The sequence below is a fragment of the Streptomyces sp. YIM S03343 genome (assembly GCF_054729195.1).
Map to the genome: position 1 here is coordinate 3,530,292 of NZ_JBPUKX010000001.1, position 14,579 is coordinate 3,544,870.

Genomic DNA, 14,579 nt, shown 5'->3' on the forward strand with positions numbered 1-14,579 from the left:
GGACGTCCGAAAGGAGCTGCGCCACATGATTCCTGTCGCCGAGTCGCCGGGATCGCCCGGATCACCGGGGTCGCCGGGGTCGCCGGTGCGTATCGAGGCGTCTCTCGACCCTCGGCTGTCCCGATGGCTGTGGCTGGTGAAATGGCTCCTCGCCATCCCGCACTACATCGTCCTGTTCTTCCTCTGGATCGCGTTCACCCTCGTGACCGTCATCGCGTTCTTCGCCATCCTGTTCACCGGCCGGTACCCGCGGTCCCTGTTCGATTTCAACGTCGGCGCACTGCGCTGGAACTGGCGTGTCAGCTACTACGCCCACACCGCCCTCGGTACCGACCGGTACCCCCCGTTCACCCTCGCGGATGTGCCCGACTACCCGGCCCGCTTCGACGTCGCCTATCCCGAGCGCCTCTCCCGCGGCCTGGTGCTCGTGAAGTGGTGGCTGCTGGCGATCCCGCAGTACATCGTCGTCGGGATCTTCGTTTACGGCTGGGGCTGGGGAGAAGGGGACGGCTGGCGTGGTGTCGGCCTGATTCCTTTCCTCTCCCTGGTCGCCGTGGTTGTTCTGGCGGCTACTGCCCGCTACCCGGTCCACCTCTTCGACCTCCTCATCGGCCTGGCCCGATGGGTCGCGCGGGTGACTGCCTATGCCGCCTTGATGACCGATGCCTACCCGCCGTTCCGTCTCGACATGGGCGGGCGTGCCGTCTCGGTGGTGAAGGGCTCGGGGAGCGGATCCGGGACGTAGCGGCTTGTCATGTGATCGGGCGATCGGGCTGGGCTCAGCAATTCGCGGACAAGGACAGCGGACAAGGACAGGTGGGCAGGGTGGACAGGTCATGAGAATCACAGGGCTCCCGCGGTCCGGTGGGAGTGCGTTCGCCGCGCCCATCGATCTGAACGGGACCGGGCGCTACGTGCACTGGGGTGTCATCCAGTTGTCCGTCGCGAACCTCGTGGTCATCGGCTTGATGGTGATCGTCTTCGTTGCGGCTCTGCTGCTGCCCTTCCCCAGAGGCCGTAGATGAGCGGCCAGGGTGAGGGAGGCGCGGCTGCCGGGCCGCCTGCCGCGCCGTACAAGAACGTGTCCGCCGGGGGAGGCTGGACCGGAGCGGTCCGGCGGAGGACGGTCGCGGCCCTGCCCCCGGACAAGGTGCTGCCCGACACCCAGCCGGCCTACCTGACCTCGTGGATCTACGTCTTCGGCGTTCTCACGGTGGCCTCGCTGATCGTGGTGCTCGTCACGGGCGGGGTGCTCGCGTTGAAGGGACCCGCTTGGTGGCACGTCTCCGACACCGGGAAGTACGTGAACAGCCTGCACCTGTGGAGCGTCGAACTGTTCATGTTCTTCATGGTCGTCCACCTGTGGGGGAAGTTCTTCATGGCCGCCTGGCGCGGCAGGCGAGCGCTGACCTGGGTCACCGGCACGGTGTGCTTCTTCGCCGCGATCGGCACGGCCTTCACCGGCTACCTGGTCCAGCAGAACTTCGATTCGCAGTGGATCGCCGGGCAGGCCAAGGACGGGCTCAACTCGGTCGGTATCGGCGCGTACTTCAATGTGCTGGACTTCGGCCAGATGCTGATGTGGCACATCGTGCTGCTCCCGTTCGTCCTCGGGCTGCTGACCGTTTGGCACATCCTGCTGGTCCGGTTGCGCGGAATCGTGCCGCCCATCGGGGCGACGGTTCCCCCGGACAGCGGCGCCGCCTCGCCCGCACCGGAGGGAGCGGCGTAATGATCCGACGACACCGGAAGGCCTCGGTACCGGACCCGGCCGCCTTCCCCACCCGGCCGTACGACCTCATCAAGGAGTTCACGATCGCCCTGGTGGTGGTGGCACTCCTCACCGTCGCCCTGGCCGCCGTCTTCTCCTCACCCGATGTCAAGCCGGTGACTCTGGCCTCGTGGTCGCGGGCAGTCGGCGCGGACTTCACGGCGACCGCCGTGGCGGAACTCGGCGGCACCAGCGGAACAGCCACGTACGGGCCGCCGTACAACCACACACCCGACGCGGCGCAGAAGATCGGCCCGATCGGGCTGCAGAGCGCCGCCGGGGTCCGTATCCCGGTGGACACCGCCGAGGACTTCGTGCTCCGCCCGCTGACCAACGCTCCCCAACCGCCCGCCGTCAAAGCGGCCCTCGCGACCTGGGCCGCGGCTCCGGCCTCCCAGCAGCAGGCATGGACCACGGCCTACTCGGACGCACTGGGCAAGTCTCCCGGCGGCGACCCCGCCAAGGTCGTCAAGGGCGACTACGGCCCGGTGCCGGTCCTCACCGCGCAGCTTCTCGCTCTGGCCCAGTCGGGTGCCCTGGACGGGCAGTTGCAGGCCGACGGCAAGTTCTACCAGACCGACTACACCCTCCCCCTGCTCTTCCTCTCCGACGGTTCCTACCTGGAAGATCTGGCCCGCGCCGAACACCTGGGCGGCGACCAGTGGGGCATGATGAACGAGACCGGAAACTACCCGGGCCAGGCGTGGCTGTGGCTCTACACGTTCTGGTACCAGATCGAACCGTTCAAGTCGTCCGGCAACGCCGACGCTCTGATCTGGGGCTTGATGGCCCTGCTCAGCCTGGGTCTGGTACTGATCCCCTTCATCCCCGGCGTCCGGTCGATCCCGCGCTGGACACGAGTGCACCGCATGATCTGGCGCTCGTACTACCGCGATCACGAAGCAGGCGACGCCCCGGCGGCCGGGACCTGAGGAACGGCCCCGGTGCACAGCCACTCGCCCCCAGCCACCAGCCACCAGCAACCAGCAACCAGCAACCAGCCACCAGCCACCAGCCACGGTTGTCGCAATTAATTCGATTGCCCCCGCCGGGCCGATTGCGCGCTAATACGGCCCATGGCCGATATCCAGGGCTCGTACGACGATCTGTTCTCCGCGGTGCCGAGTGCGCTGGCCGGACTGCTGGACGAGGGGGACGCGGGTGGCTCGGTGGCTGTCTTCGTGGACGGTGAGCCGGTGGTGGACGTCTGGGGCGGGTTCGCCGACGCGGACCGCACGACCCCGTGGCAGCGGGACACGATCGTCAACGTCCATTCCGTCACCAAGACGATGACGGCACTGTGCGCGCTGATCCTCGCCGACCGCGGCGACCTCGATCTGGACGCGCCGGTCGGCCGCTACTGGCCCGAGTTCACCGCAGCCGGTAAGGAAGGCGTGCTGGTACGGCACCTGCTCTCGCACACCGCGGGTCTGCCCGCCTGGGACGGGCCGATCGAGGACGTCTACGACTGGCCGTCCGTCACCGCGCGCCTGGCCGCGCAGGCTCCGCGATGGGAACCGGGGAGCGCGGCCGGATACCACTCGCTCACGCAGGGGTTCCTCGTGGGTGAGGTGATACGTCGGATCACCGGCCGGAGCGTGGGCGAGTTCTTCGCGCAGGAAGTGGCCGGGCCGCTGGGTGCCGACTTCCATATCGGGCTGGCCGCCGAGCACGACCACCGGGTGGCCCTCTCCGTCCCGCCGCCGTCGCGGGACGAGGACTACACCGCGAGCGCGGCCAGCACCACCGCGTCCCCGGCCGCCGGCACCGCCGTACGGGTCCGGGACGCCAACAGCGTGGCCTGGCGCCGAGCACAGATCCCCGCGGCGAGCGGCTTCGGCAACGCCCGCTCGATCGCCCTCGTGCAGTCGGTGCTGGCCTGCGCAGGAACGGTGCGCGGGGTACGGCTGCTGTCTGAGGCAGGCTGCGACCGCGCCCACCAAGAACAGTTCAGCGGCGAGGACCGCATCCTGGGCATGCCGGTCCGCTGGGGGCTGGGCTACGGGCTGTTCGGCAACACCTTCGGGTGGGGCGGCTGGGGCGGCTCGATCGTCATGACCGACCCCCAGGCCCGTATGACGGTGGCGTACACGACCAACCAGATGCGCGAACCGGCGGCCGACACCCGGGGCTTGGAGCTCGTGATGGCCTGCTACGACGGGCTCAAGGGTCTGCGGGCCTGATCCTGCTGGGCAGTTGCTCACGCGGACCGGTTCCCGCTACTCCCCGTGGTTCCTCACCCCCGTAGTCTTCCGTCAGACCATACGGAAAATACGGGAGCGTTCACGCGATGGCGAAGCCGGTACGTGCAGCACTGGGGGAAGTCTGGCTCAAGTGCCAGGTGTGCCAAGGAGATCTGTTCCGCGAGCGGGGTGTCCTTCTCAACAGCACCGGTATGGAGTTCATGAAGTTGGCCTGGGCCGACGAGAACGCCACTGGCCTCATCTGCTGGCGGTGCGGCTACGTCCACCTGTTCGCCAACAAGGACATCAAGCTCTACAAGGCGGACAAAAAATAGCGGTGGTCCTCGCTTACGTAGGCCTTCGTACACACGGCCGGGCCGCGCAACTCCCCAGTGGAGTTGCGCGGCCCGGGCGAAAGCCGCCGTTGCCGGTGCGGGTCAGCGACCGGTGTCAGATCGTCGACGTGTCGATCACGAAGCGGTAGCGGACGTCGCTCGCCACGACGCGCTCGTACGCCTCGTTGATCTCGCTCGCGGCGATCAGCTCGATCTCCGCGCCCAAACCGTGCTCCGCGCAGAAGTCGAGCATCTCCTGGGTCTCCCGGATGCCGCCGATGCCGGAGCTGCTCACGCTGCGGCGCATGCCGAAGAGGGCGAAGACCGGGATCTGCACCGGCTCCTCGGGCAGGCCGACGTTGACCATGGCGCCGTCCCTGCGCAGCAGCTTCAGATAGGCGGCGAAGTCCAGCGGCGCGGACACGGTGTTGAGGATGAGGTCGAAGGTGCCCTTGAGGGAGGTGAAGGTCTCCGGGTCGGACGTGGCGTAGTAGTGGTCGGCGCCGAGCTTCAGGCCGTCGTCCTTCTTGCGCAGCGACTGCGAGAGGACGGTGACCTCCGCGCCCAGCGCGTGCGCGATCTTGACTCCCATGTGGCCCAGACCGCCGAGGCCTACGACGGCCACCCGCTTGCCCGGGCCCGCGTTCCAGTGCTTCAGCGGGGAGTACGTGGTGATGCCGGCGCAGAGGAGCGGGGCGGCCACGTCCAGGGAGAGGCCGTCGGGGATGCGGACCGCGTACTTCTCGTCGACGACGATCTTCTCCGAGTAGCCGCCGAGCGTGGGCTCACCGTCCTTGCCGACGCTGTTGTACGTCCACACCGGGCCCCCACCGGTGCAGTACTGCTCCAGGCCCTCCTTGCAGCTGTCGCACTCCCGGCAGGAGTCGACCATGCAGCCGACGCCCACCCGGTCGCCGACCCGGTACTTGGTGACACCCGGGCCGACCTCCGAGACGACGCCCGCGATCTCGTGGCCCGGGACCATCGGGAACGCCGCCCGGCCCCAGCCCTCCCTCACCTGATGGATGTCCGAGTGGCATATGCCGGAGAACTTGATGTCGATCAGTACGTCGTGCTCGCCTACGGGCCGGCGTTCGATCGTGGTGCGCTCCAGCGGTGCCTTCGCGGCGGGTGCGGCATACGCAGCGACAGTGGTCACAGCTGTGGTCATGGAAAGAGTCTCCTGATGGATCTACGGGGGTGCTCCTACGGCCTCCAGCCTGCCCCACCTTTCCGCACACTCCCAGCCCCCACCCCTGCCTACGCCCACCGGTCCTACCACCGGCGGGGTCAGGATGCCGGCCCACCACCACCTGGCCTGCGGGAATACTGGGCGTATGGACACACACGCCCCCGGCCCCGCATCTGAGTCCTCCGCGTTCTCCGCCACCGGCCGGGCAATGGACCGGCGTGCCGAGCTGAGCGAGTTCCTGCGGACCCGGCGTGCCCGGCTGAAGCCCGAGGATGTCGGGCTGCCCGAGTACGGGCGGCACCGCCGGGTGCCGGGGCTGCGGCGTGAGGAGCTGGCACAGCTCGCCGGGGTGTCCGTGGCGTACTACACGCGTCTTGAGCAGGGCAACGGGCGGAATGTGTCGGCGGAGGTGCTCGATTCGATCGCGCGGGCGCTGAGGCTGAGCGACGCCGAGCATGCTCATCTCACCCATCTCGCCAAGCCCAAGCAGCACAAGAAGAAGCCCTCCGCCCGGCCCCAGCAGGTGCGGGGTGGCCTGCGGCAACTGCTCGACGTCCTGGACGGGGTTCCCGCCTACATCATGGGGCGGCGCTCCGAGATCCTCGCCTGGAACCGGATGGCCGCCGCCGTCTTCGGCGACTGGGGCGAGCTGCCGCCGGCCGAGCGCAACTGGGCGCGGCTGGTCTTCCTGAAGCCCGAGTACCACGATCTCTTCATCGACTGGGAGCAGAAGGCGATCGACATCGTCTGCGGTCTGCGGATGGACGCCGGCTGCTACCCGGATGATCCCAAGCTGTCCGCGCTGGTCGGCGAACTGTCCGTGAAGAGCGAGGAGTTCCGGCGACTGTGGGCCACCCACGACGTCAAGGAGAAGGCCTTCGGCGTCAAGCGGCTGCACCATCCACTGGTCGGTGACCTCTCCCTCAACTTCGAGTCCTTCCGGCCCCCCGGTGACAGTGATCAGGCGCTCATCACGTATCACGCGGAGCCCGGTTCACCGTCCGCGGACGCGCTGCGGCTGCTGGCCAGCTGGGGGACGGACGCCGCCAGGGTCCGGCAGCCGTAGAACCCTGTGCGCACCGACACAGCGCGGCCCGCCGGAGATCTTCTCCGGCGGGCCGCTCGGGCTGCGCCCGATGAGTAGCTACAGCCTCACTTGCCGTAGTACGCGTTGTAGATCGAGACCGTCGACTTGTTGCCCTTCTTGTCGGCGATCTTGGCGTGGAACGAGATCGCCTTGCCCGCGGCCGGGTTCTTCACGGTGATCTTGCCGCCCCGGACCTCGACCTTCTTCCAGGTCTGGCCGTAGTCGTACGACACGTACACCGACAGCGACTTGAGGTTGCTGCCCGCGGCCGCGCCCTCGACGGTGACCGGGAAGGTGACCGTCTTGCCCGCCGCGACCCGGTTGTCGAGACCGGTCTTGGCATTGAAGCGGAGGGTGGACGCGGGGAGCTTGACCGGGTTCGAGCCGGAGAGCTTCTTCGAGTGGAAGGTCCAGCTCGCGTCGATCCGGGTGGACGCGGCGGCGATCTTGACGCTCCGCTTCACCGAGGTGGTCAGCTTGTACTCGGCGTCACCGGCCGGGACCTTGAAGAGGTGCTCGCCGAACAGCGGGTCGTCGCTGGTGCCGATCTTGGTGCCGTTGCGGTACAGCGTGGTGTTCACCGAGGTGAACAGCGACTGGCCCGGGTGCTTGGCGGAGTCGGCGAACAGCGGCAGCATGCCGAAGATGTCGTTGCCCTCGCGGTACAGGCCATAGTCCGCTTCGAGGTGCGGGCCGAAGACGGCGGTGGCGAAGGTCTTCTCGTACGTCTTGCCGCCCTTGAAGGTGTCGAGGTACCCCTGGATGTACGACGCCTCGTCGATCGGGAAGCCGTCGGGGTCGAGGCCGCCGTACTGGTCGAAGGCCAGCTCCCACTGGGGGCCGCCCACGGTGGACAGGTGCATGATCCGGGTGCCGGGCAGCTTCTGCTCGACGCCGAGGGCGGAGCCGCCGGAGCCGTCGGGCAGATAGCCGAATGCCGTGACGACGCCCGTCTTGCCGCTGATCCCGCCGCCCATGTGGACCTTCACCGTGGCGAGGTCGCTCGCCTTGTAGTGCCGGGTGTAGCCGGTGGCGAGCTCCTTGACCTTGCTGGAGAAGGTGGTGGCGTACTGCTCGTCGGTGCCCTTGGTGAAGTGCGCGTCCCACTCCTGGCTCAGCGTGCCGTCGGTGATCTGCGGACCGAGGTGCGCGGTGTGGAAGTTGTCGTACGACTGGACGAACCAGCCGAACGACCCGCCGCTGTCGCTCGCGTAGACCGTGTAGTCGGCGAGGCCGAGCCCCATCTTGGCCGAGGCGTCGGGCACCGTGATGTCGACGGGCTTGGCCGTGCGGGCGTCGATCGTGACCGCGGTGTCCTTGGTGACGTTCAGCTTGGGCTGGGCGATCCAGTCGACGCCCTTCGCCGCGTCCTGCGGGTCGACGACGACCGCGGTGTCGAGGATGTAACCGCCCTTCGGCACCCGAACGGTGACGGTGCCGGAGGCGTCGTAGGGCGAGAACCACTGGTTCTTGCCGAGGCCGCTGGTACCGACCATGTTGGCCAGGTAGTTCGGCGCTGCCTGGCCGTCACGGCCGATGAACTTCAGCTTGACGTCGTAGGACTGCACCTCGCGGACGACGGCTGCGGCGGTGCGGACGCTCTGGCCGCCGCCGGTCGCGGTCACGTACGCGGAGTAGGCGCCGTCGAGGGTGCCGCCGAGCTTGGTGTTCACGGTGGCGTCGACGGAGGCCTTGCCGCCCGCGGGGACCGTCACCTTCGTCGCGGAGAGTTTGAAGAAGCCGGCCGGGGCCGCGTTGCCCTTGGGGTCGGTGGCCGTGGCGGACAGGTTGAGGGTGACCGCCTTGGTGCCGAGGTTGCGGTACGTCAGCTGCTTGGTGACCGGGGTGTCGTCGCTGTGCGGCCACTGCTGGATGCCGAAGCTCAGCGACACCGGGTCGGCGATCACGGTCTGCTTGATGGCCTTGTCGACAGCGATACGGCCCGAACCCTGCTGGAACGGCGTGTACTTGCCGCCCTTCGTGGAGCCGGTCAGTGCGGCCTTGAGCTCGGCGTAGCCCCAGTCGGGGTGCTCCTGCTTGAGGATCGCGGCGGCGCCCGCGACATGCGGGGTGGCCATCGAGGTGCCCGAGATGGTCAGGTAGCCGGCCGGCTTCTCGCCGACCTCCTTGTCGATGACGCTGCCCGGGGCCGCGGCGGCGGTGATGTCCACACCGGGCGCGGTGACGTCCGGCTTGATGGCGCCGTCACCGACGCGCGGGCCGGTGGAGGAGAACACCGCCAGCTTGTCGTTGTCGTCGACCGCGCCGACGGTGAGGGCGGCGTCGGCGCTGCCGGGCGAACCGATGCTGTTGGGGCCCTCGTTGCCCGCGGCGATGGCGAACAACATCCCCTTCTCGTCGGAGAGCTTGTTCACCTCGGCTTCCAGCGGGTCGATCCCGGGCGCGTCGGTGCCGCCGAGGCTGAGGTTGACGATGTCGGCGCCCTGCGCGGCCGCCCACTCCATGCCGGCGAGGATGCCGGAGTCGTCACCGGAGCCGGAGTCGTCGAGGACCTTGCCGTTGAGGATCTTCGCGCCGGGCGCGACACCCTTGTACTTGCCGCCCGACTTGGCGCCGGTGCCCGCGGCGATGGACGCGACGTGCGTGCCGTGACCGAAGTGGTCGGTGGCGTCGATGGCCGTCGAGAAGTTCTTGGACTCGATCACCTGGGACTTCAGGTCCTGGTGGTCGGCGTCGACACCGGTGTCGAGTACGGCGATCTTGACGCCCTTGCCGGTGTAACCGGCCGCCCATGCCGTGGGCGCGCCGATCTGAGGGACGGACTTGTCGAGGCTGGCCTTGCGGGTGCCGTCGAGCCAGACGTGCGCGATGCCGGAGGCGGTCTTCTCGCCGTTGGTGACGGCGTCCCACAGCTCGGGCGTGTCCTGCTGCGGGGTCTGTACGGCGTCGGCGTTCAGCGTCGTGAGGCTGTGGCGCAGGGTGCCCGCGTCGCGGACGTCGGCCTTGGCGGCCTTGGCGGCGCCCTGGTAGCCGACGATGACCTTCAGCCCCTTCTTCTGGGACGTGCGGGTCGCGGCCTTGTTCAGCTCGGTGATGTCGAACAGCCGCTTGTCCAGCTTGCCGCCGGCGACCATGCGGGCCGCGTCGGCGGGGATCACGTAGGTGTGCCCGTCGTTCTTGCGGAGCTGGACGGGTATGTGCTCACGGCCCTTGGCGGGCTGGATGCCGAGGACCCGTCCCTTGGCGTCCACGGTGACCCGGTCACCGGTGATCAGGGTGATGTGGTGCTGCCCGGCGAACGAGGCGGCACGGCCGGTCGCGCCGGTCGCGCGCTGCTCGGGCCCGGCCGCCGCAGGGCTGGTCATTCCCGCGGCGAGTGCCACTGCGGCGGCCGTCGCCACCGTGGCGGCGTACGCACTTCTGACGTGTCTGCGCAAAACTCCCCCTGCTGATGGAGTGCCGGGTGAGTCGGGCGGGTTGTGGTCGTCCCGCCGCACCCGACCGGGGGCAGTCTCGTACGCGCGTGCGTACACCCCCCGGAACACCGCAGTATGCCGAGGGGTGTCGATGCGTTACAAGAGGATGAGAGAACGGTAAGAAGACCGCGCGCCAGCTGTGACGCCGTCGCGTCAACTCCGTTACATGATCGCCGGGTTGGGGACGGTGCGGCTGGCTTGACGAGCCGTGACGAACCGTCACCCGAGCAAAAGGTACCCGCGCAGGACGCTCAGGTTCCGGCGTTCTCCTTCACCGTGATCCGCCCCTTGCGGATCGTGGCGACACGCGGGGCCTTCTTCGCGATCGAGGAGTCGTGGGTGACCATGATGAACGTCAACCCGTGCTCCTTCCACATGCGTTCGAGAACCTCCATGATCTCGTCGCGCATGCCCTCGTCGAGGTTGCCGGTGGGCTCGTCGGCGAGCAGCACCTTGGGCTCCTTGACGAGCGCCCGCGCGATGGCGACGCGCTGCTGCTGACCGCCCGACATCTCGCCGGGCAGATGCCCGAGCCGCTCCCCGAGACCGACCGACTTCAGTGCCTCGGCGGCCCGTTCGCGCCGCTCCTTGGTCTTCACACCGAGCGGTACGAGGGCCGTCTCCACGTTCTCCTGCGCGGTCAGCGTCGGGATGAGGTTGAACGACTGGAAGACGAAGCCGATGTTCTCGCTGCGTACCTTGGTGAGCCGGGCCTCGGACAGCTTGGCGAGGTCGGTGCCGTCGAGGACGACCTCGCCCGAGGTGGGCCGGTCGAGCCCGCCGAGCATCTGGAGCAGCGTCGACTTGCCGCCGCCGGTGGGGCCCTGGATGACGAGGCGGTCGCCGTCGCCGATGGTCAGGTCGATGCCGTCGAGCGCGTTGACGATGTCCTTGCCGCGTGTGTAGCGCTTGGTGACGCCGCTGAGTTCGTACATGGGGACTGCCAACTCCTGGTCAAGTCTGGGTCTGTCTGTCTATCTATGGGTGTTGGGGCCTGCCGTTGAAGACAGGCCCCAGTGGCCGCGGGCCGTTGCGGCGGTCGCGGCCGGGTGGACGCCGCCGCTCCTCGACTACTCGACGCGGCGCAGGGCGTCCGCGGGCCGCAGCCGGGAGGCCCGCCAGCCGCCGAAGGCACCCGCGATCAGGCCGCCCGCCACCGCGAGGGCGACCGCGAGGGCGATGGTGCTGACGCTGACCGGAGCGGTGAGCGCGACCTCCAGGGTCTTCGCCGCCTGCCGGCCGGGCCCGCCGAAGCCGCCGCCGGGGCCGCCGGCACCGCCCGCACTGCTGGCCGAACTGCCCAGCTGAGCCTGGAGGGTGGGGCTGATGGAGGTGACGACGTACGCGCCCGTCAGGCCGAGCGCGATGCCGAGGGCGCCGCCGACCAGGCCGTTGACCATGGCCTCACCGACGACCTGCCCGGTCACCCGGCGCGACTTCCAGCCCAGCGCCTTCAGGGTGCCGAACTCGCGCACCCGCCGGGAGACCGCGGAGGAGGTCAGCAGACCGGCGACCAGGAACGCGGCCACGAGCACCGCGATGGACAGCCACTTGCCGACGTTGGAGGCGAGGCTGGAGGCGGTGGACAGCGAACCGGAGACGGTCTTGGCAAGGTCGGCGGAAGTGGTGACCGTCGTACCGGAGACGTTCTTCTGGATGGCGCTCTTGACCGTGTCGATCTGCTGCGAGTCGGTCGCCTTGACGTAGATCGTGGTGACCTTGTTCTTCTCACCGGCCAGCGTCTGCGCCTGCTTGAGCGGGATGTAGAGGTTGGCCGCCGAGTCCCCGCTGGTGGCGGTGGCGATGCCGATCACCTTGTACTTGACGCTCTTGATGGTGACGGTGGAACCGACCTTGTACTTCTTCTGCTTGGCGTACGAGGAGTCGGCGACGAGGACCTTGGCGTCGGTCTCGTCGGTCTTGAAGGTACGGCCGCTGGTGATCTTCGAGGAGGTCAGCGGGCCGAGGCCGGTCTTGGTGACGTCGGTGCCGATGACCGTGTACTGGTTGATGTCGAAGTTGGCGCCGCCGCCCTGCACCTCGCCCTGCGGCTGCCCGGTGCTGCCGCCACCGGCGCCGCCGGGGCCGCCTTCCTGGCCGCCGGAGCTGTTGGAGCTGTTGGAGCTGTTGGGGTCCTGCTTGAACTGGCCGCGGGTGAACTGCCCGCTGACCTTCACCACGTTGAGGCTCAGCCCGCCGACCGCGGACGAGACACCCTTCTGGCCGCCGACCTTGCTGACCGTGGTGGAGGCCAGGGTGGTGAAGCCCTGGACGACGACCCGGTCGCTGCTCTGCTTCGAGTCGTCGTCGCTGCCCTTGGCGTCGAACTGGAACCGGGGCCGCTGCGAGCTGCTCCCGGTCGGCGTCGCGGCCTTGGTGACCGTCATGTCCGTACCCAGGCCGTACAGCGACTGGAGGACCTTGTCCTGCGCGGTGTTCATGCCCGAGGACACCGAGGTGACCACGATGACCAGGGCGATGCCGAGCGCCAGCCCGGAGGCGACGACGAGAGCCGCCTTTCTGCGGCGGCGCAGTTCGCGCCTCAGGTAGGTGAAGAACATGCGCCGCAAACTAGGCACGGCGTGTGATGACTCACTAAGCCCCGAATAAGAGAACCATGAGAAGCCTGTCGGAGACCCAGGAACCGGCCCGCACGGAGCTGTCAGGACCCGGGCGCCGCCGACGCTGAAATGACACCCGAATGAGCTACGTCAACGCTTCTCCTCACGGGCTTTGACGAGTACGACGGCGAGAGTGCCGGCCAGGGCGGCTCCGAAGGCTCCCGGATTGACGTATCCGGGTACGTCGTCGGAGCTGTACTGTCCGCCCGACGCAAGCCGGCACTCGACACGGAGCGGCAGGAAGCTGACGTCGGTTCCGGTGACATGGAGCGCGCGGGGATCGTTACGGCAACTGGGCGGAGGGGCCGAATCGGCCCCGCCGTTCCCCGCGTCGGCGAGCATGACGAAGAACAGGCCCCAGGTGTACAGGCCGAGTCCCACCGCGAAGCCGAGGAAGGCGAGCCCTCGGGTGCCGGACGCGGCCGTCACCCTGATTCCCTTCACAGTGAGGGCCAGCGTGCCGATGATTCCGGCCGCCAGGGCGGTCAGTACGAGCATGGTGCGGCCTTCAGAGGTTGCGGGAGATGGAGTTGTACTTCTCCATGACGTAGTACAGGCCGAGGCGCTTCTTCGCTTCGGACAGCGCCGGCTCCACGGCGGTGCCCCTGGTGGCGGCGCAGCACCTCGTAGATCTCGTAGTCGGTGCAGTCCAGACTCGGCTTGCTCAACGCCTTGGAGTCGTCGTCGCCGCCGGGCTTTCCGTCGATGTCCCACATGTGGATCATGGCGACGCTCTGTACTGGCTGCATCCGCGCAGGCTATCGGCGTCACGCTGTCAGTTCGGCCAGTTCGCACCAGACCGTCTTGCGGATCCGGTTGTCTGTCAGGTCTGTGATGTGCGGCTCAGGCCGCGGACCACGGAACGCGGCAAGTGTGAGGTGCGAGACCCTCCGGGCACATACCGCTGATCACTGACTTGCGAACGGCCCGCCACGTCTTGAGCGAGCACTTCAAACGGACGCACAGCTCGACCAGTTCTCGCGTACCGCTGCTCTGTCCGGGATGCTCCAAGCGCCACTGCTCCGACAGGTAGTCGTACATATCAGCGGTCGTGAGCTCGCCGCCGAAAGCGGTGTGGGCGACGGTCTCCGTGACGATACGAGCGCTGCGGGAGCCGACAGCCTCCTCGACGAGCCCGCCGATCCATGCCAGTCCCTCCTCATCCGCATACAGCCCGAACCTCAGCGTGCGCGTCCTCATTACGTCAGCCCCTCACGATGGTCTTCTTGTCGCAGCGCGTTGCAGGGTAGCCCGAGGGCATCTGGTCGTTGGCGTGCTTGATTCCGTCCGGAAGTCGCCGCGTGATCATTAGTTGTCCACACAACACCTAATGATCGACGGCGGCCTCATCTGTTTGGACGCCATCGGAACCAGTAGTCCAGACCCTCGATCCGGTAGCGGGCCCTGGCATCGAACCGCGCCTCGCCCACCAGTCGCCTCGCGTCGTCCGGCGCCTGCCGGTACGGCGCCAGCAGCAGGTCCAGTTCGTCGTAGCGGGCGTCAATCCCGCCATGGCCCGGATGGGTCTCCGGCCCCACCACCCCTGCCTCATGGCGCTCGTTCCATCTCGCGAAGATCGCCCACTGCTCGCGCTCCAGTTCCACCGTCGCGTCGCTCGCGGGCCAGACGCTGTACTCGTCGGCTTGGTCGGCCTGGTCGTAGTCGTAACTCTGGAAGTAGTGGGGCTTGCCCTCGACATCGGCGAGGCCGACGCGCGGTCCGTCGTACCACTCCAACTCGACGTACACACGCTCGAAGCCATCCGCGATCAGCTGCACTTCGTCCCAGGTCTCATCCACACGCGCAGGCTACCGACGAGCGACCTCCACATCCGTGATCACGATCTACGGCTGCGGTGGGGGACGGCCACCGTCAGCGGTGCGCCGACCAGGGCCCCTGTGATCGCGACAAGCCCGCCGCGGCGAGGTGGGCCCTTCATGGGCGAGTCATGGG

14 protein-coding genes are annotated in these 14,579 nt (G+C 68.2%); 6 read left to right on the plus strand and 8 right to left on the minus strand.

Annotated elements, in window-relative coordinates; translation table 11 throughout:
- Positions 1–25: 25 nt before the first annotated feature.
- The 5 genes from ACSYGN_RS14935 (at position 26) to ACSYGN_RS14955 (ending at position 3,954) form a co-directional block, all read left to right on the plus strand.
- Positions 26–745: a DUF4389 domain-containing protein gene (locus tag ACSYGN_RS14935; RefSeq protein ID WP_460395771.1), complete on the plus strand. Its 720-nt coding sequence runs from the start codon at positions 26–28 to the stop codon at positions 743–745.
- Between the two features lie 91 nt (positions 746–836).
- Entirely contained in the window at positions 837–1,025 is a 189-nt protein-coding gene (locus tag ACSYGN_RS14940) for a hypothetical protein (protein ID WP_460395773.1), read from the plus strand.
- Positions 1,022–1,732 carry a cytochrome b N-terminal domain-containing protein gene (locus ACSYGN_RS14945; protein WP_460395775.1) on the plus strand — a complete coding sequence of 237 codons (711 nt, stop codon included), beginning with the start codon at positions 1,022–1,024 and terminating at the stop codon, positions 1,730–1,732. The genes ACSYGN_RS14940 and ACSYGN_RS14945 overlap by 4 nt, the downstream gene beginning before the upstream one ends.
- Complete coding sequence (locus ACSYGN_RS14950) at positions 1,732–2,703, plus strand: hypothetical protein (RefSeq protein WP_460395777.1); 972 nt, start codon at positions 1,732–1,734, stop codon at positions 2,701–2,703. The genes ACSYGN_RS14945 and ACSYGN_RS14950 overlap by 1 nt, the downstream gene beginning before the upstream one ends.
- Before the next feature lie 144 nt (positions 2,704–2,847).
- Positions 2,848–3,954, plus strand: a complete 1,107-nt coding sequence (locus ACSYGN_RS14955) for a serine hydrolase domain-containing protein (protein WP_460395779.1) — start codon at positions 2,848–2,850, stop codon at positions 3,952–3,954.
- Between the two features lie 450 nt (positions 3,955–4,404).
- On the opposite strand, the gene ACSYGN_RS14960 is transcribed toward ACSYGN_RS14955, so the two are convergent.
- Positions 4,405–5,448, minus strand: coding sequence for an NAD(P)-dependent alcohol dehydrogenase (locus tag ACSYGN_RS14960; RefSeq protein ID WP_460403464.1), 1,044 nt, complete (start codon positions 5,446–5,448; stop codon positions 4,405–4,407).
- A gap of 178 nt (positions 5,449–5,626) precedes the next feature.
- Here ACSYGN_RS14960 and ACSYGN_RS14965 point away from each other — a divergent pair, with 178 nt between their 5' ends.
- Positions 5,627–6,547 (plus strand): helix-turn-helix domain-containing protein, encoded by a 921-nt coding sequence (locus ACSYGN_RS14965; RefSeq protein WP_460395781.1) that lies wholly within the window; start codon positions 5,627–5,629, stop codon positions 6,545–6,547.
- 86 nt (positions 6,548–6,633) lie between these two features.
- Here the strand turns inward: ACSYGN_RS14965 and ACSYGN_RS14970 are convergent, their stop codons facing one another.
- From ACSYGN_RS14970 to ACSYGN_RS15000, 7 genes are all read right to left on the minus strand, one after another.
- Positions 6,634–9,894, minus strand: a complete 3,261-nt coding sequence (locus ACSYGN_RS14970) for a S8 family peptidase (protein WP_460403466.1) — start codon at positions 9,892–9,894, stop codon at positions 6,634–6,636.
- Positions 9,895–10,256: 362 nt separating this feature from the next.
- Positions 10,257–10,940, minus strand: a complete 684-nt coding sequence (locus tag ACSYGN_RS14975; protein ID WP_460395783.1) for an ABC transporter ATP-binding protein — start codon at positions 10,938–10,940, stop codon at positions 10,257–10,259.
- Between the two features lie 135 nt (positions 10,941–11,075).
- Positions 11,076–12,566, minus strand: a complete 1,491-nt coding sequence (locus ACSYGN_RS14980; RefSeq protein WP_460395785.1) for an ABC transporter permease — start codon at positions 12,564–12,566, stop codon at positions 11,076–11,078.
- A gap of 150 nt (positions 12,567–12,716) precedes the next feature.
- Positions 12,717–13,124: a hypothetical protein gene (locus tag ACSYGN_RS14985; RefSeq protein ID WP_460395787.1), complete on the minus strand. Its 408-nt coding sequence runs from the start codon at positions 13,122–13,124 to the stop codon at positions 12,717–12,719.
- Positions 13,112–13,375: a hypothetical protein gene (locus ACSYGN_RS14990; protein WP_460395789.1), complete on the minus strand. Its 264-nt coding sequence runs from the start codon at positions 13,373–13,375 to the stop codon at positions 13,112–13,114. The genes ACSYGN_RS14985 and ACSYGN_RS14990 overlap by 13 nt, the downstream gene beginning before the upstream one ends.
- A 94-nt stretch (positions 13,376–13,469) precedes the next feature.
- Entirely contained in the window at positions 13,470–13,826 is a 357-nt protein-coding gene (locus ACSYGN_RS14995; protein WP_460395791.1) for a hypothetical protein, read from the minus strand.
- Positions 13,827–13,972: 146 nt separating this feature from the next.
- Positions 13,973–14,425: a hypothetical protein gene (locus tag ACSYGN_RS15000; protein ID WP_460395793.1), complete on the minus strand. Its 453-nt coding sequence runs from the start codon at positions 14,423–14,425 to the stop codon at positions 13,973–13,975.
- Positions 14,426–14,579 lie beyond the last annotated feature (154 nt).